The organism is Kribbella sp. NPDC056861 (genome assembly GCF_040687575.1).
In the GTDB taxonomy this organism is placed as follows: Bacteria; Actinomycetota; Actinomycetes; order Propionibacteriales; family Kribbellaceae; genus Kribbella.
In genome coordinates, this window is the sequence record NZ_JBFBNQ010000002.1 from 1,257,307 (window position 1) to 1,273,798 (window position 16,492).

16 protein-coding genes are annotated in these 16,492 nt (G+C 69.2%); 8 read left to right on the forward strand and 8 right to left on the reverse strand.

Features of this window, described 5'->3' with window-relative positions; translation table 11 throughout:
• Positions 1-19: 19 nt before the first annotated feature.
• Positions 20-1,390: a UDP-glucose/GDP-mannose dehydrogenase family protein gene (locus tag AB0P21_RS12940; protein ID WP_363696197.1), complete on the forward strand. Its 1,371-nt coding sequence runs from the start codon at positions 20-22 to the stop codon at positions 1,388-1,390.
• Here the strand turns inward: AB0P21_RS12940 and AB0P21_RS12945 are convergent.
• The 3 genes from AB0P21_RS12945 to AB0P21_RS12955 form a co-directional block, all read right to left on the reverse strand.
• Entirely contained in the window at positions 1,387-2,607 is a 1,221-nt protein-coding gene (locus AB0P21_RS12945; protein ID WP_363696199.1) for an MFS transporter, read from the reverse strand. The two genes, AB0P21_RS12940 and AB0P21_RS12945, sit on opposite strands and share 4 nt — an antisense overlap.
• A 74-nt stretch (positions 2,608-2,681) precedes the next feature.
• The gene (gene purE / locus AB0P21_RS12950) at positions 2,682-3,185 is read right to left on the reverse strand and encodes a 5-(carboxyamino)imidazole ribonucleotide mutase (protein ID WP_363696201.1); all 504 of its coding nucleotides are present in this window, start codon (positions 3,183-3,185) and stop codon (positions 2,682-2,684) included.
• A gap of 13 nt (positions 3,186-3,198) precedes the next feature.
• Positions 3,199-4,371 carry a 5-(carboxyamino)imidazole ribonucleotide synthase gene (locus AB0P21_RS12955; RefSeq protein ID WP_363696203.1) on the reverse strand — a complete coding sequence of 391 codons (1,173 nt, stop codon included), beginning with the start codon at positions 4,369-4,371 and terminating at the stop codon, positions 3,199-3,201.
• A gap of 153 nt (positions 4,372-4,524) precedes the next feature.
• On the opposite strand from AB0P21_RS12955, the gene AB0P21_RS12960 reads away from it, so the two are divergent.
• The 3 genes from AB0P21_RS12960 to AB0P21_RS12970 are packed head-to-tail and all read left to right on the forward strand — an operon-like array spanning position 4,525 to position 7,046.
• Positions 4,525-5,115: a GtrA family protein gene (locus AB0P21_RS12960; RefSeq protein WP_363696204.1), complete on the forward strand. Its 591-nt coding sequence runs from the start codon at positions 4,525-4,527 to the stop codon at positions 5,113-5,115.
• A 36-nt stretch (positions 5,116-5,151) separates the two neighbouring features.
• A complete protein-coding gene (locus AB0P21_RS12965) occupies positions 5,152-6,354 on the forward strand; it encodes a GNAT family N-acetyltransferase (protein WP_363696206.1) in 1,203 nt (400 codons plus the stop codon).
• An 8-nt stretch (positions 6,355-6,362) separates the two neighbouring features.
• Positions 6,363-7,046: a hypothetical protein gene (locus AB0P21_RS12970; protein WP_363696208.1), complete on the forward strand. Its 684-nt coding sequence runs from the start codon at positions 6,363-6,365 to the stop codon at positions 7,044-7,046.
• Positions 7,047-7,070: 24 nt separating this feature from the next.
• Here AB0P21_RS12970 and AB0P21_RS12975 read toward each other — a convergent pair whose 3' ends face one another.
• Together AB0P21_RS12975 and AB0P21_RS12980 are read right to left on the reverse strand one after the other, a co-directional pair.
• Positions 7,071-7,520: a hypothetical protein gene (locus AB0P21_RS12975; RefSeq protein WP_363696210.1), complete on the reverse strand. Its 450-nt coding sequence runs from the start codon at positions 7,518-7,520 to the stop codon at positions 7,071-7,073.
• A 93-nt stretch (positions 7,521-7,613) separates the two neighbouring features.
• Positions 7,614-8,240 (reverse strand): PH domain-containing protein, encoded by a 627-nt coding sequence (locus AB0P21_RS12980; RefSeq protein WP_363696212.1) that lies wholly within the window; start codon positions 8,238-8,240, stop codon positions 7,614-7,616.
• Positions 8,241-8,379: 139 nt separating this feature from the next.
• Between AB0P21_RS12980 and AB0P21_RS12985 the strand changes: the two genes are divergently transcribed.
• Complete coding sequence (locus tag AB0P21_RS12985; RefSeq protein ID WP_363696214.1) at positions 8,380-9,780, forward strand: OFA family MFS transporter; 1,401 nt, start codon at positions 8,380-8,382, stop codon at positions 9,778-9,780.
• A gap of 93 nt (positions 9,781-9,873) precedes the next feature.
• On the opposite strand, the gene AB0P21_RS12990 is transcribed toward AB0P21_RS12985, so the two are convergent.
• The 3 genes from AB0P21_RS12990 to AB0P21_RS13000 all read right to left on the reverse strand — a co-directional run bounded on the left by AB0P21_RS12990 (position 9,874) and on the right by AB0P21_RS13000 (position 14,055).
• Positions 9,874-10,683 carry a biotin--[acetyl-CoA-carboxylase] ligase gene (locus AB0P21_RS12990; RefSeq protein WP_363696216.1) on the reverse strand — a complete coding sequence of 270 codons (810 nt, stop codon included), beginning with the start codon at positions 10,681-10,683 and terminating at the stop codon, positions 9,874-9,876.
• Positions 10,683-13,322 carry a phosphoenolpyruvate carboxylase gene (locus tag AB0P21_RS12995; RefSeq protein WP_363696218.1) on the reverse strand — a complete coding sequence of 880 codons (2,640 nt, stop codon included), beginning with the start codon at positions 13,320-13,322 and terminating at the stop codon, positions 10,683-10,685. Before AB0P21_RS12995 ends, AB0P21_RS12990 begins: the two co-directional genes overlap by 1 nt.
• Before the next feature lie 94 nt (positions 13,323-13,416).
• Positions 13,417-14,055 carry a TetR/AcrR family transcriptional regulator gene (locus tag AB0P21_RS13000; RefSeq protein ID WP_363696220.1) on the reverse strand — a complete coding sequence of 213 codons (639 nt, stop codon included), beginning with the start codon at positions 14,053-14,055 and terminating at the stop codon, positions 13,417-13,419.
• A gap of 77 nt (positions 14,056-14,132) precedes the next feature.
• On the opposite strand from AB0P21_RS13000, the gene AB0P21_RS13005 reads away from it, so the two are divergent.
• From AB0P21_RS13005 to AB0P21_RS13015, 3 genes are all read left to right on the forward strand, one after another.
• The gene (locus AB0P21_RS13005; RefSeq protein WP_363696222.1) at positions 14,133-14,603 is read left to right on the forward strand and encodes an SCP2 sterol-binding domain-containing protein; all 471 of its coding nucleotides are present in this window, start codon (positions 14,133-14,135) and stop codon (positions 14,601-14,603) included.
• Positions 14,604-14,678: 75 nt separating this feature from the next.
• Positions 14,679-16,268, forward strand: a complete 1,590-nt coding sequence (locus AB0P21_RS13010) for an acyl-CoA carboxylase subunit beta (protein ID WP_363696224.1) — start codon at positions 14,679-14,681, stop codon at positions 16,266-16,268.
• A 12-nt stretch (positions 16,269-16,280) separates the two neighbouring features.
• Positions 16,281-16,490, forward strand: a complete 210-nt coding sequence (locus AB0P21_RS13015; protein ID WP_363696226.1) for an acyl-CoA carboxylase subunit epsilon — start codon at positions 16,281-16,283, stop codon at positions 16,488-16,490.
• Positions 16,491-16,492: the final 2 nt, after the last annotated feature.

The window sequence follows — 16,492 nt, forward strand, 5'->3', positions numbered from 1 at the left end:
GGTCGGTAGAGTCCTTCGCATGACTCAAGGCACCACCAGTACCACCGGCAGCGCCGTCGGCAGCACCGCTCGACCGCTGCGGATCGCAGTGATCGGCACCAACTACCTCGGTGCCAACACCGCCGCGGGAATGGCCGAGTTCGGCTTCGACGTGATCGGCGTCGAGATCGACGAACACCGGCTGAAACTCCTGAACGACGGCAAGGCCCCGCTGTACGAGCCAGGCCTGGATCCGCTGCTGAACAAGCACGTCGGCTCCGGCCGGCTGCGGTTCACCGACGACTACACCGAGATCGGCGACTGGGCAGACGTGTACTTCATCTGCGTCGGTACGCCGCAACTCGAGGGCAGCGATGCCGCCGACCTGTCCCAGGTGCACTCGGTCGTCAACATGCTGGCCCCGCTGCTCACCAAGCCGACGCTGGTGGTCGGCCGCTCCACCGTCCCGGTCGGTACGTCGAAGATCATCGAGGCGCGCTTCCACGCCGAGGCGCCGGCCGGTTCGCAGATCGAGATCGCCTGGCAGCCGGAGTTCCTGCGCGAGGCGCACGGCGTCGACGACACCCTGCACCCGGACCGGCTCGTCTTCGGCGTCCAGTCCGAGGCCGCCGAGGCCAAGCTGCGCGAGGTCTTCGCCCAGCCGATCGCCGAGGGCACCCCGGTGGTGGTCTGCAACCTGCCGACCGCCGAGATCGTCAAGGGCGGCGCGAACGCCTTCCTGGCCACGAAGATCTCGTTCATCAACGCGCTCGCCGGGCTCGCCGACGCGACCGGCGCGGACGTCACCCTGCTGGCCGATGCGCTCGGCTACGACAAGCGGATCGGCCGCGGCATGCTGAACGCCGGCCCCGGGTACGGCGGCGGCTGCCTGCCGAAGGACCTGCGCTCGTTCATGGCCCGGGCCGGCGAGCTGGGCGTCGAGGAGATCATCACGCTGCTGCGCGAGGTCGACGACATCAACCAGCACCGGCGCGGCCGGATCGTCAGCGTGGTGCACGAGATGCTCGGCACCGACTGGGTCGGCAAGAACGTGACCGTGCTCGGCGCGGCGTTCAAGGCCGGGACGGACGACGTCCGGGACTCGCCGGCGCTCGACATCGCCGGCCGGATCCAGCTGCACGGCTCGACCGTCACCGTCTTCGACCCCGAGGCGATGGAGAACGCCCGCAAGGTCCGCCCGACCTTCCGGTACGCCGCATCCGCGGCCGAGGCCTGCGAAGGCGCGCACCTGGTGCTGCACCTGACCGAGTGGCCGGAGTTCCGCGAGCTCGACCCGGCCGCGTTGCGTGGTGTGGTCGAGGCGCCGATCGTGGTCGACGCGCGGCTGACCCTGGACGCGCAGAAGTGGCGGGACGCGGGCTGGATCTACCGGGCCCCCGGAAAACCCTAAGAAACAGTCGCGTTGCGGAGTACGGGGCGGGTGAGTGCGTAGAGGCCGATCAGGGCCGATGCGACGGCGATACCGAGGCAGACACCGGTGATGCCCACCCCCTCCAGATCCGAGAAGGTGCCCAGGATCGGGTTCATCACGACCAGCGCGAGGGTCTGGCAGAGCACAACGACGGACTGCAGCCGGGACTGGTACTCGCGGTCGACCGAGTTCATCAACAGCGGCAGCACATGCCCGGTGAAGGTGCCGACGCCGATCCCGCTGACCACGCCGGCCGCGAAGGTGAGCGGCAACGGGTCCAGCACCGACAGGCCGAGCAGGCCGAGCCCGGCCAGCAGTAGGCCGAACGCGGCGAACATGCCGGGTCGCGGAAAGGCACCGCGGGCCAGGATGCGCAGCGCGATTATGCCGACGCCGAGGCTGCGGCTGGCAACCAGCAGACCGGCCGTCGACGCGTCCCAGCCGTGATCCCTGGCCAGCAAGGGCAGCAGCAGGGTGTCGAGCGGCATCAGCAGACCGGCGGCGACCGTCATCGTGATCAGCAGCGCCCGGGTCAGCGGCCGCCCGAAGGCGACCTTCACGCCGTCCACGATCGACCGGAACATGCCGGTCCGCGGCCCGGTGGCGCCGGCTGGCAGACCCCGGAACGAGAGCAGTACGACGATCATCACGGCGAACGTCAACGCGTCGAATCCAGCCGCCGCGGTCAGCCCTGACCAGTTCACCAGCACGCCACCGATCGCAGTACCGGTGACCGCGAAGACGACGCCGGTGACCTGGAAACTCGCCAGCGCCCGGGGTACTAGCTCCGGCGCGACCAGCAGCCGCGGCATCGAGCGCGACGACGGGAGGAAGAACGCGTCGATCACTCCAACCACCAGTGCAGTCACCAGCAGCAGGCTGATCGGCTCACCGAACGCCAGCGTGGCCGGGACCAAGGCGGTGGTGACCGCGAACATCGCGACACAGCTGGCCAGCAGCACCTTGGGAGCGCCGTACCGGTCGCCGATCGCGCCGCCGACCAGCAGGAGCGCCGCCCGGGGCGCTGCGGCCACCAGCAGGACCAGTCCGGCGACCTGACCGCCGTGCCGGCTGGCCGACCAGCCGATGGCGAACGTCATGGTCAGATCGCCGAGAAGAGACACGGCTGCGCCGAACAGCCAGATCCAGTAACGGACCGGGATGCGCTGCGTATCCGGTGATGCGGGCGGAGTCACGAACGACGACCTTAGACGAGGTTGGTTGGAAACTCACGGCTACCCGCCCCAGGTCTGTGGAAACCGTGTCAGTGTCAGCTTTTACGCAGCTCTGCCGCGCCATCACGCACAGTACTGCCCTTGGCCCGGGCCATCTCGGCCAGGTTCTGCTGGAACGCGGTCATCTTCGCGAGCAGCTTCTCGTCGAACGCCGCGAGCATCCGGACCGCCAGCAGTCCCGCGTTGCGAGCGTTGCCGATCGACACGGTCGCGACCGGCACGCCCGCGGGCATCTGCACGATCGACAGCAACGAATCCATCCCGTCCAGATACTTCAACGGCACCGGTACGCCGATCACCGGCAGCGGCGTGACGGACGCGAGCATGCCAGGCAGATGCGCGGCACCACCGGCTCCCGCGATCAGCACCTTGAGCCCACGCTCGTGCGCCGCCTTGCCGTAGTCGATCATCTCGACCGCCATCCGGTGCGCGGACAGCACGTCGGCCTCGAACGGCACGTCGAACTCGACGCAGACCTCGGCGGCCGCCTTCATCGTCGGCCAGTCCGAGTCCGACCCCATCAGGATTCCCACGGTCATGGTGTCGCTGCCTTCACTCGTCGATGGTGCCGGTCAGGTACGCCGCCGCGTGCCGGGCCCGTTCGCGGACCTCGGCCAGGTCGTCGCCGTACGCCGTGACGTGGCCGACCTTGCGGCCCGGCTTCACGGACTTGCCGTAGAAGTGGACCTTCAGGCCCGGATCACGCGCCATACAGTGCAGCAGCCCGAGGTGCATGTCCTCCACATCGCCACCGAGCACGTTCACCATCACCGTGTACGGCGCTCGCGCGGCCGGTGAGCCGAGCGGCAGATCCAGTACTGCGCGCAGGTGGTTCTCGAACTGGCTGGTGACCGCGCCCTCGATCGACCAGTGGCCGGTGTTGTGCGGGCGCATCGCCAGCTCGTTGACCAGCAGCCGGCCGTCGCGGGCCTCGAACATCTCGACCGCGAGGATGCCGACAACACCCAGCTCACCGGCGATCGTCAACGCGGTCTGCTGCGCCTGCGCGGCCTTGTCAGGGCTCAGATCAGGGGCCGGCGCGGTGACCTCGACGCAGATCCCGTCGCGCTGGACGGACTCCACGATCGGGTAGGCGACCGCCTGGCCGTGCGGCGACCGGGCGACGATCGCGGACAGCTCGCGGACGAAGTCGACCTTCTCCTCGGCCAGGATCGGTACGCTGGCGGCAAATGCCTCGTCGACCACCGGGTCGTCTGTGCCGGAGCAGACCCAGACACCCTTGCCGTCGTACCCGCCGCGGGTGGTCTTCAGGATGATCGGGAAGCCGCCGATGCGCTTGGCGAAGTCGTCGATGTCCGCCTTGGACGCGACCACCTGGTGCGCCGGAGCCGGGGCGCCGATGGTGTCCAGTCGCTGCCGCATGACTGCCTTGTCCTGCGCGTGCACGAGAGCGTCGGGCCCGGGGCGGACCTTCACTCCCTCCGCCTCCAAGGCCCGTAGCAGCTCGGTCGGGACGTGCTCGTGGTCGAAGGTGACCACGTCCGCGTCAGCGGCGAACCGGCGTACGGTCTCGGGGTCGCGGTAGTCGCCGACCGGGGCGTCGGCGACAGCCTGCGCCGCCGAGACGGCCGGGCCCTCGGCCAGCACCCGCAGCTGGACACCCAGCGCGACCGCGACCTCCTGGGTCATCCGGGCCAGCTGGCCACCGCCGACCATGCCGACGACGGGGGTCCCGACGGGCAGATCCTTGCGCTCGAACTTCACGGGGCGAGCCTAATGCGCGGACCTTCCCGACTCCTCGGCGGCGTCAAGGCCGCGTCAAGGAAGGGGCTTCGAATTCGGTCTCTGACCTGTTGCCGGGTACCGTGGGAAGCTGCCCTACCAGAAGTCCGTGTTCACAGAGAGTCGCCAAGACCGTTGAAGATCGTCACAACGCTGTATCGCCAGGTGGAGCACCTGGTGCACGAAGTGGCCAAGTTCGGTCTGGTCGGACTTCTCGGCATGGTGGTCGACCTGCCGCTGTACAACTGGCTGGTGTTCGACAACCCGCTCGTCTTCGGCGCCTCGGGCGACGGCATGCTGCACGACAAGCCGGTGACGGCGAAGTTCATCTCGGTCACGGTCGCCACGGTCGCGACCTACCTGGGTAACCGGCACTGGACCTGGCGGCACCGTGAGCGCACCGGCCTGCACCGCGAGTACGTGCTCTTCTTCGTCCTGAACGGCATCGGCCTGCTGATCTCGGCCGGCTGCCTCGGCTTCTCCCGGTACGTGCTGGACCAGCACAGCTGGCTGGCCGACAACATCGCCGCCAACTTCGTCGGGCTGGGCCTGGGCACGCTGTTCCGGTTCTGGTCCTACCGCAAGTTCGTCTTCAAGGAAGAGCTCGCCCTGGACGAGGCCGAGCACCAGCCGGCCGCGGCGGCGACGCCGTCGGCGCCGGCCACGCCGGACACCCCGGCCGGGCTGGACGCCGACAACACCGGCGACCTGCCGGTCGTTCGCTGACTGTCTGACAGCCTCCCGCCGTGTGAAGATGCGGTGGTGACCGACTTCGCCGTACGGCAGGCTGTGGCCGAGGACCTGGACCAGATCGACGCCCTGTTCGGCGGGGCGATGATGTTCGAGTCGTCGGTGGACGAGCTCGGGCGGAGCATGTTCGAGCCCGAGCGGGCGCTGGTGGCGACCGACGGCGACGAGTTCGTCGGTACGACGCGAGCGCTGACCCGCGATTTGTCGGTGCCCGGCGCCGTGGTGCCGGCGGCGCACGTGACCGGCGTCGGAGTACGGGCCACTCATCGGCGGCGCGGTCTGATGTCGGCGCTGATCAGCCGGCAGCTGCGCGAAGTACCGGAGGCGATCGCTGTGCTCTGGGCCAGCGAGCCCGGTATCTACGGCCGCTTCGGGTACGGCGCTGCCGCGTTTGGGACGTCGTACGAGATCGATCTGCACCGAGTCGGACCGCCCAGCAGCTCTGGCGCTGTTCAGCAGGTAGCTATCGACAACGTCACCAAGGAGTTGGCCGAGCTGCTGCGCAAGCTGCAAGAACGGCGACCGGGCATCTCCGGCCGGACCGAGCTGCAGTGGAAGGGGCGTCTCGAGGACAACCCGGAGCACCGCGCCGGCCGGTCGGCTCGCCATGTCCTGGTGCATCGGGACGAGCAGGGCACCGTCGACGGCTACGCCTTCTGGCGCGGCAAGATGAACTGGGGTCCGACCGGTCCCGCCAACGAGGTGTACGTCGAGGAACTGGTCGCCCCCGAGCCCGACGCGTACCGGGCTCTGTGGCAGCACCTGCTGACCCTCGACCTGGCCGCCACGCTCAATTTCGGGTACGCCGCGGTCGACGAGCCGCTGCAGCAACTCGTCACCACACCGACGGCCCTGGCCCGGCGGGTGAAGGAGAGCCTGTGGGTGCGCGTGACCGATGTCGCCCGCGCCCTCGGCCAACGCCGGTACTCCGTTGCCGTCGACCTCGTGCTCGACCTGACCGACGACGTGATCCCGGCCAACGCCGGCCGGTTCCGGTTGACTGCCGACAGCGAGACCGTGCACTGCGAGCGGACCGAGGACGCAGCCGACCTGAGCCTGTCCGTGAACGAGCTCGGCTCGGTCTACCTCGGCGGCCGCGGGCTCGCCGAGTTCGCCGCCACCGGGCGGGTCGTCGAGCACACGCCAGGCAGCCTCGCGCTGGCCACCGCAGCCTTCCGCTGGCCGGTTGCTCCGGTCAGCATCGAGGTCTTCTGACCAGCGAGATGGGCGAGACCGTTCATCCGGGTGAACCGCGGTTGCCGGCCGCTGTCGCGGTGGTGGCCGCGATCCTGCTGTACGCCGTCCAGCCGAGCGCGCTGCAGGTCGGCCCGCGGTACGTCGTACCCGCGTTGGAGCTTGCGCTGTTCATCCCGCTGGTGCTGGCCAACCCCCGCCGGATGAGCCGGCAGAACAGGTTTCTGCGCCGGTTGTCGATCTCGCTGGTGCTGCTGATCGCGCTCTCGAACCTGGCCGTACTGGTCCAGCTGATCCACTCGCTGGTGACCGGCGAGGCGACCGCCGGCGGGCAGTTGCTGGCCGCCGGCGGCCAGGTCTGGTTGACCAACGTGCTCGTCTTCGCACTGGCGTTCTGGGAGCTCGATCGCGGCGGGCCGGTGACCCGCTTCCGGGTGAAACGGCCGAAACTCCCGGACGCCGACTTCCGCTTCCCGCAGGACGAGGACCACGACGCCATCACCGAGGTGGCCCGGCGCTCGTCCGCCAAGGCCGGCTGGGTCCCCGGCTTCGTCGACTACCTCTACGTCTCGATCACCAACTCGTCGGCGTTCAGCCCCACCGACACGATGCCGCTGACCCCCCGCGCCAAGCTGCTGATGGCCGCCGAGTCGGTCTCGGCCCTGATGATCTCGGTCCTGGTGGTGTCCTTCGGCGTAGGCCTGCTGCAGTAGCAGGCCCTACGCCGGCTGAACGGGTCAGCGGTAGCAGGTGTTCTCGTTCTGGCTTTGCGGGCGCAGGTCGAGGGAGTTGACCGGCTTCAGGTCGGCGTCCCAGTACTTCGGGCTGTAGCTGGTGGCGCCTTCGCCGCGGATGGTGTGGCCGTCGTACGGGACGAAGCCGCCCTTGCCGTTCGCCTTGGCACACAGGCCGACGTAGTGGCTGCCGTACTGGTTGTCGACGATCCGGTGGGTGCCGACCTGGTTGTAGATGTTGTGACCGGCGAACGAGTAGAACGCGTAGGTCCAGTTGCCGTTGTTGAAGCCCTTGTTCTGCGGGTAGATGCAGACCGCGCCGTACGGGCAGCCGTGGTACGACGGGCCGCTCGCGGCGGACGCGTTCGGGGCCTTGGAGGCCGCGAGCGTCACCCCGGTGATCGCCAGCGCGATGGTCGCCACCGCTGCGATCAGTAGTTTCGTCTTGTTCATGGCCGCGACCCTAGGGACGGCGCCGAGCCGGACGCCAGCCCGTTGCCGCCCCGCACGCCTGAAACCACAAGTGAAACCACATGCTGACGGCGGTCAGCGGCGGTCGTTGTCCTCCGAGCTGAAGAGGGTCTCGGAGTCCGGCTCGACCTCCGCGGCGGTGCGCGGCTCGCGGCGGCGGACCAGGTGCTCCGGCGGGGCCTCGTCGTCGAGGATGCCGTCGCCGGGCTTGCCCTCGGGGCCGCCGAAGAGCAGGTCGGACATCTGCAGGTGCATGTGCTCGACGTGCGGGACGTCGGGCAGGATCACCTGGCCGCGCTCGCCGGCCGACTCGATCGCGAGCGTGCCGCAGCCGAGCATCCGGTCGATCAGGCCGTGTTCGTAGGAGACGTCGTTGATCCGCATCAGCGGGATGTCCCGGCCGGTCCGGGTCAGGATGCCGTGCCGGGTGATCAGCCGCCGGTTGGTCAGTGTGTAGGTCGAGAAGAACCAGTTCAGGAACGGCTTGGCGCCGAACACGAACAGCACCAGCAGCCCGACCACGCCGATCGCGATCCGGGCCGGGGTCTGCAGGTTGCCCTCCGGCACGATCGCCGCGAGGAACCCGCCGCCGGCCGCCACCACGAGCAACAGGAACACCGGGAAGATCAGTGCCTTCCAGTGCGTCCGGGTGCTGACGACTACGTACTCGTCCTCACCCAACAACTTCGCCGAGATCGCCATGGGGTCAGTCTCACAGTTCCGGGGGCCGGTTGTCGCGGGGCGACACGATGGTTGAAAGCTTCACAAAAGGGATACAGTCGGCCACGATGCGCAAGAGGGGCGAGCGCACGCTGGGGGCGACGACCTAAAAGGAGCCGTAATGGGCATCTTGTCCGTACTCGATCGCGAGCACACCATCGCGCCACCGGGGTACAGCCGCTGGCTGATCCCGCCGGCCGCCCTGGCGGTGCACCTGTGTATCGGTCAGGCGTACGCGACCAGCGTGTACAAGACCTCGATGACCAAGCACTTCGACGCGAGCCAGACCTCGATCGGGGTGATCTTCAGCATCGCGATCGTGATGCTCGGCCTGTCCGCCGCGATCGGCGGCACCTGGGTGGAGCGCAACGGACCGCGCAAGTCGATGTTCGTCTCGGCCTGCTTCTGGGCCACCGGGTTCCTGGTAGGTGCCTTGGGCATCGGTACCGGCCAGCTCTGGCTGGTCTACCTCGGGTACGGCGTGATCGGCGGCATCGGTCTCGGGATCGGCTACATCTCCCCGGTCTCCACGCTGATCAAGTGGTTCCCCGACCGGCCTGGATTGGCCACCGGCCTGGCGATCATGGGCTTCGGCGGCGGCGCCCTGGTGGCCAGCCCGCTGTCGCGCCAACTGCTCAGCCTGTACGACGACGGCTACGACCCCAACGTCTCCACCTCGGTGGCCGGCGGCAGCGCCCTGGTCGCACTCTTCCTGACCCTGGGCATCGGCTACTTCGTGGTGATGATGTTCGGCGTCGTCAACATCCGGGTCCCCGCCGACGGCTGGAAGCCGGACGGCTTCGATCCCTCGAAGGTGAAGACGAAGGCCCTCGTCACCACCTCGAACGTGTCGGCCGCGAACGCGATCAAGACCCCGCAGTTCTGGCTGCTCTGGGTGGTCCTGCTCTGCAACGTGACCGCCGGGATCGGCATCCTCGAGCAGGCCGGCCCGATGATCCAGGACTTCTTCCGCGGCGACGTCGGCGGCAAGTCAACCGTCGCGGTCGGCGCGGCCGCGGGCTTCGTCGGCGTGCTCTCGATCTTCAACATGGCCGGCCGGTTCGCCTGGTCGAGCACCTCGGACATCATCGGCCGCAAGCCGATCTACGCGATGTACCTCGGCCTCGGCATCATCTTCTACGCGTTGCTGGCGACCATCGGCCACAACAGCACCGCGCTGTTCGTCCTGTTCGCCGCGGTCATCCTGTCCTTCTACGGCGGCGGGTTCGCCACCGTGCCGGCGTACCTGCGGGATCTCTTCGGGACCTACCAGGTCGGCGCGATCCACGGCCGGCTGCTGACCGCGTGGTCGGTCGCCGGGGTGGCCGGGCCGCTGATCATCAACGGCTTCCTCGACCGGGAGGGCAAGCCGGGCACGCTGACGGCCGAGGCCTACCGCCCCGCGCTGTTCACCATGGTCGGGGTGCTGGCGGTCGGCTTCGTCGCCAACCTGCTGATCCGGCCGGTGGCCGACCGGTTCCACGAAAAGTCCGAGACCAAGGCAGCGGAGGCCGCGAAATGAACCAGACCCCTCGCCTCGTCATCTCCTGGGCGCTGGTTGCCGTCCTGCTTGGCTACGGCATCGTCCAGACCCTCATCACCGCAGCAAAGCTGTTTACTCAGTAGCTCTTAGATGCGTGACATCGCCGGCGGCCAACGTGTGCGGGCCGTCGGCGGTGAGCACGATCAGTCGGCCATCTGAGTCCAGATCCGACGCCGTGCCCTCCAGGAACACCCCGTTGGGCAGCTCCACCCGCACCTGCCGCCCGAAGGTGGCAGACAGCTCGCGGTAGTCCGGCAGGATCACCTCAGGATCCCCGTCGGCCTCCACCCAAGCCTGATAGCGGGTAGCCAGCTCCCGCAGTACTGCGGTCAGCACGGTCGCCCGATCCGTAGTCGCGGCCCCTTCGAGCGCCATCGACGTAGCGACCTCAGTAGGCCGCTCATCCGCCTTGAGCGTCACGTTGAGCCCGATGCCGACCACAGCCGCCGGGCCATCGATCCGCTCCAGCAGAATGCCTGCCAGCTTCCGGTCATCAACCAGTACGTCGTTAGGCCACTTCACCTGCGCAGGGATCTCCCCCACCTGCCGTACTGCGGACGCCACCGCCAACGGCACCAGCAACCCCAGCCACGGCCACCGATGCGCCGGAACGCCCGTCGGCCGCAGCAGCGCCGACATGAGCACCGCCGAACGCGCAGGAGTCGTCCACGTGCGCCCGAGCCGCCCACGCCCCGACGACTGGTACTCCGCCGCCACCACGAGCCCCTCAGGCGCACCAGAGCGCGCTGCGGCAGCTATGACCGCGTTGGTCGACTCCGTCTCGCCCAGTACGTCGACCTGACTCCACAACGAGCCAGGTCGCACCAGCCGCCCCTGCAGGTACTTCGCATCCAGGGGCGGCCGCTCCAGATCGCCGAACATCAGCCGGTGTTCTGCAGGCCGGCGGCAACGCCCGACACGGTCAGCAGGAGCAGTCGCCTGGTCCTGACGATCTGCTGCTCGTCGAGCGAGTCATCCGTCCGCAGGGTCCGCAGCGCCCGCAGTTGCAGGTAGCTCAGCGCGTCGACGTACGGGTTGCGCAGCTCGACCGCCCGGCCGAGCACCCGGCGGCCGCTGAGCAGCTTGTCGCCGTCGAGCACCTTGAGCACCCACTCGGTGGTCAGCTCGTGCTCGTCCAGCATCTGCTCGGTCAGGTCCGGCCGGTCCCCCAGTTCGAGGTAGCGACCCAGGATCCGGCGGTCGGTCTTCGCCAGCGACATCTCGGCGTTCTCGAGCATCACCTGGAACAGCGGCCAGTTCTGGTTCGCCTCCTGCAGTACCGCGACGTCGCCGACCGCCGACAGCGCGGAGCCCAGCCCGTACCAGCCTGGCGCGTTCACTCGCGCCTGCGACCAGGCGAACACCCATGGGATCGCCCGCAGGTCCTCCAGCGAGGACACGGCCACACCACGTCGAGCCGGCCGGGAGCCCAGCGGCAGCTGCCCGAGCTCCTCCAGCGGCGTGACCCGCCCGAACCACTCGGCGAACCCGTCAGCCTTCACCAGCCGGTGGTACGTCGTACGCGACGCCTCGTCCATCGTCTTCCCGACCACGGCGAAACGGTCGGCCGCAACAGTCGCCCGCTCCTCGATGCCAGGGGTGGACGCAAGCAGCGTCGCCGCGGTCACCTGCTCGATGTGGCGCTGGGCGATCGCCGCGTTGCCGTACCGAGCCGGGATCGCCTCGCCCTGCTCAGTCAGCTTGAACCGGCCCGACACCGACCCAGGCGCCTGCGCCAGTACTGCGCGGTTGGCCGGGCCTCCGCCACGGCCCAGGGCGCCGCCACGGCCGTGGAACAAGGTCAGGCGGATCGCGTTGCGCTGGGCCCACGCGGTGATGCGCGCCTGAGCGTCGTACAGGGCCAGGGTGGCCGACACCGGGCCGACGTCCTTGGCGGAGTCGGAGTACCCGAGCATGACCTCGAAGCGCCGGTCGTTGGCCGTCAGGCGGTGCCGGACCCGGGTGAGCTGGATCGCGTTGTCCAGCACCTCCACCGAGTTCTGCAGGTCCTCACCGGTCTCGAACAGCGGTACTACGTCCAGGTCGATCGGGCGACCGTCCATAGCGGCGTCAGCCAGCTCGTAGACGGCTGCCAGGTCACCTGCGTTGCGGGTGAAGGACACGACGTACCGGCGACAGGCCTCGGGGCCGAAGCGCTGCTGGATCTGCCCGATGACTCGCAGGGTGGCCAGCACCTCCTCGGTCTGGTCGGACAGCTCGCCACCGCCCAGCACCTCCTCCAGTGCCTTCGCATGCACCGAGGAGTGCTGCCGGACCTCCAGCTCGGCCAGGTGGAAGCCGAACGAGGTCACCTGCCAGATGAGCTGCTGCAGCTCGCCGTAGGCCTGCCGGAGGGCTCCTGCGCTGACCAGGGAGTCCTGCAGGACCTTGAGTTCATGCAGGAAGTCCGCGGCCCGCGGGTAGCCGAAGTCGGCGTCGCGGCCACGGGTGGCGGCCAGGCGACGGGCTGCCAGCAGCAGTAGCTGGCGGTGCGGCTCAGAGGGCGAGCGGGTCTCGATGTCGGTGATCAGCTCGGGGTTGACCGCCCGGGCGTCCTCCAGGATCCGGCGGACCGGCGCTGAGGGCGGGGTGGTCGCAGAGTCCAGGGTGAGTGCGCGGCCGAGCCGATCGGTCGCCAGCTCGAGCGCACGCAGTACGTGGTCGGCCTGGATCTGCATCGCCTCGCGGGTGATCGCGGCGGTGACGTTCGGGTTGCCGTCGCGGTCGCCGCCGATCCAGGAGCCGAGCCGGACGAACGGGGCCACCACGGGCTGCTTGATCCCTGCCTCGTCACCGGCCAGCGCGTCGTCCAGCCGGCGGTAGACGTTGCCGACGACATCGAAGAGGGTCTCCTCGAAGACCGCCATCGCCGAGCGCACCTCGTCCAGCGGGGTCGGCCGGCTGGTCCGCAGCTGCGACGTCCGCCAGAGGATGTCGACCTGCTCGATCAGGCGGCGCTGGTTCTCGGCCAGCTCGGAGTCACCGGCGCGGGGGTCGCTCCGCTCGTCCAGCAGCGCGGAGATCCGGCGAATGGTGGCCAGGGCGGCGCGGCGGCGCGCCTCGGTCGGGTGGGCGGTCAGCACCGGGCGGAACTCCAGCCCGTTGAGCAGGGCGCGGGCCTGCTGCTCCCCGGACTCCTGGCCGATCTGCACAACCGCCTGGGCCAGCTCAGAGACCGCCGGAGCGTCCCCGGAGCGGTCGCGCTCACGCAGTACCCGGGCGCGGTGCAGCTCCTCGCTCAGGTTGGTCAGGTGGAAGTAGCAGGTGAAGGCCCGGGCGACGTCCTCGGCCCGCTCGTGCGGCCAGGAGGCCACCAGCGCCTCGGCGCCCTCGCCGTCACCGGCGATGGTCAGCTCGCGCAGCTTCTCGACGTCGTCGAGCAGCGGCTGGCCCGCGTACTCGACCAGCACCCGGCCGAGTAGCTCGCCGAGCAGGCGCACATCGGCGCGGAGCTCCTCGGGCACTTCGAAACGTGCGCGGGTACGGGTGCGGGCGTTCGCCTGACTGCCGGTCTCGGTCACGTTCGCCCACGATATCCGTGGCCGCGCTCTCCCGCCTCCCAGTCCGACCAGTGAGCACGAACCGTGACGTGGCGTGACCAATGTTCACAAAACTTCAGATCGCGTTGAAGCCGCCACCGACGACCTGGGAGACGGTCCTGGCGAGCTGCGCCGGGGTCTGGTCGGTGCCGTCGACAACCAGCATCCGGGCGCAGGCCTCGGTCATCGAGGCGAGCATCTCGGCCAGCACCGGCAGGTTCGCGTCGGGGTCGGTGATACCCGGCAACGATTGCACAAGAGTCAGCCGCAGACCCTCGACCAGGAACGCTCGCGCCGCCCGGACCCGATCGGCGACCACCGGAGCAGCGCCGTACTGCGCGCCGAACACGATCCGCCAGGACTGCGGCGACTTGGCCGCCGTCTCCAGGAACGCGGTCAGGCCGTCGAGCACGTGCTCCTCCGGCGTACCGACGGTCGGATCGGCCGGCAGCGCGGCCATGATCGAGAGCACCAGATGCTGCTCCTCGCGGGCCAGCAAGGCGAGCAGCAGCGCGTCGCGATTGGCGAACGAGTCGTAGACGACGGGCTTGGTGACCCCGGCCGCGTCGGCGACCGACTGCATCGTCGTACCGGCGAAGCCGCGCTCGGAGAACACCTCGAGGGCAGCATCCAGGATCAGCGGGCGGCGACGCTCCGGCCCCAGGTGCGCGGCCCGGCGGCGAGGTTCCGTCACCGGGTCTTCAGGACTGACCACTTGACAAAGTTAGCAGAGCGTAGGAAATTCCTACGGTCTGGTAGGAACTGCTTCCAGCGGTGTCCGGGGAGGTCTGAGTGGCCGAACGCGGCAGCGCGCGGTGGCTCGAGGACGACTTCGCCTCGCTCGAACTGAGCGAGCTGGCGCGGCTGGTCGACCGGACCTCGGAGCGGGAGCTTCGGCATCGGCTCATCGGGGGAGTCCGAGAGGTCGCGTTGCGCGAGATCTTTCGCCGGATGCCGGAGTACCTCCGCCCCGCCCGGGCCGAGGGGTTCGACGCGGTGATCGCCTGGCAGATCACCGGCTCCGGCGGCTGCGGCGGGATCGACGAGTTCCGGATCCGGGTCAGCGACGGCGCCTGCCGGCTGCTCACCGACCACACCGACCCGCCGGCCATCTCGGTCCGCACCGACCCGGCCACGCTGCTCAAGATCGTCACCGGCAACGAGGACCCGGTGCTGGCGGTGCTCAAACAGCGTCTCTCGGTCCGTGGCGACCTGGCGCTGGCCGCCCGGCTGACCAAACTCTTCGTCGTGGGTCCCCGCTGAGCCTGTACTGCGCAGTAACGTCTGCGGTAGACGTCACAGCACACGAACCGCTCAGGGAAGTTAGGCTGCCCGCTTATGGGAGAGACCGTGAACATCCACACCACCGCCGGGAAGCTCGCGGACCTGGAGCACCGGCTGGACGAGGCCGTGCACGCCGGATCCGAGCGCGCGGTGGAGAAGCAGCACGCCCGTGGCAAGAAGACCGCCCGGGAGCGGATCGCGCTGCTGCTGGACGAGGGCTCCTTCTCCGAGCTGGACGAGTTCGCCCGGCACCGCTCGACCTCCTTCGGGCTGGACGCCAACCGCCCGTACGGCGACGGCGTGGTGACCGGTTTCGGCACCATCGACGGCCGGCAGGTCTGCGTCTTCGCCCAGGACTTCACCGTCTTCGGCGGCTCGCTGGGTGAGGTGTTCGGCGAGAAGATCGTCAAGGTGATGGACCTGGCGATGAAGATCGGCTGCCCGCTGATCGGCATCAACGACTCCGGCGGCGCCCGGATCCAGGAGGGCGTGGTCAGCCTCGGCCTGTACGGCGAGATCTTCCGCCGCAACGTGCGCGCGTCCGGGGTGATCCCGCAGATCTCCCTGATCATGGGCCCGTGCGCGGGCGGCGCGGTCTACTCCCCCGCGGTCACCGACTTCACCGTGATGGTGGACGAGTCGTCGTACATGTTCATCACCGGCCCGGACGTGATCAAGACCGTCACCGGCGAGGACGTCACCCAGGAGGAGCTCGGCGGCGCCCGGACGCACAACACCAAGTCCGGCAACGCGCACTACCTGGGCAGCGACGAGGAGGACGCGATCGACTGGGTCAAGGCCCTGGTCGCGCACCTGCCGCAGAACAACCTCGAGGACCCGCCCGCGTTCGACTTCGACGCCGACCTCGAGCCCAGCGAGACCGACAGCGCGCTGGACACGCTGATCCCGGACTCGCCGAACCAGCCCTACGACATGCACACGGTGATCGAGGCGGTCGTCGACGACGGCGAGTTCCTCGAGGTCCAGACCCTGTTCGCGCCGAACATCATCGTCGGCTTCGGCCGGGTCGAGGGCCGCCCGGTCGGCGTGGTCGCGAACCAGCCGATGCAGTTCGCCGGCACCCTGGACATCGACGCCTCCGAGAAGGCGGCCCGGTTCGTCCGCACCTGCGACGCGTTCAACGTGCCGATCCTGACCTTCGTCGACGTGCCCGGCTTCCTGCCCGGCACCGACCAGGAGTGGAACGGCATCATCCGCCGCGGCGCCAAGCTGATCTACGCGTACGCCGAGGCGACCGTCCCGATGATCACCACGATCACCCGCAAGGCCTACGGCGGCGCGTACGACGTGATGGGCTCCAAGCACCTCGGCGCCGACATCAACCTGGCCTGGCCGACCGCCCAGATCGCCGTGATGGGCGCTCAGGGCGCGGTCAACATCCTGCACCGCCGCGAACTGGCCGCCGCCGCGGAGGCAGGCGAGGACATCGAGGCACGCCGCCGGCAGTTCATCACGGAGTACGAGGACCACCTCGCCAACCCGTACATCGCGGCCGAGCGCGGCTACATCGACGCCGTGATCAAGCCGAGCGAGACCCGCGCCGAGATCATCCGGGCGCTGCGCCTGCTCCGCACCAAGCGCGACACCCTCCCGCCGAAGAAGCACGGCAACATCCCGTTGTGATCGGAGCCCACCATGACTGACCCCGTACTGCGGATCGCCAAGGGTGACCCGACTCCCGAGGAGTTGGCCGCTCTGATCGCCGTCGTCTCCGCCCGAGCAGCAGCAACCCCTGCCGCCACCTCAGGCCCCACCACCGCCAGCAACTGGGCCAGCTACTGGCGCAACCACACCCGCCCGCTGCACCCGGGCCCGGGCCGCTGGAAGGCCAGCGCCCACCCGTAAGG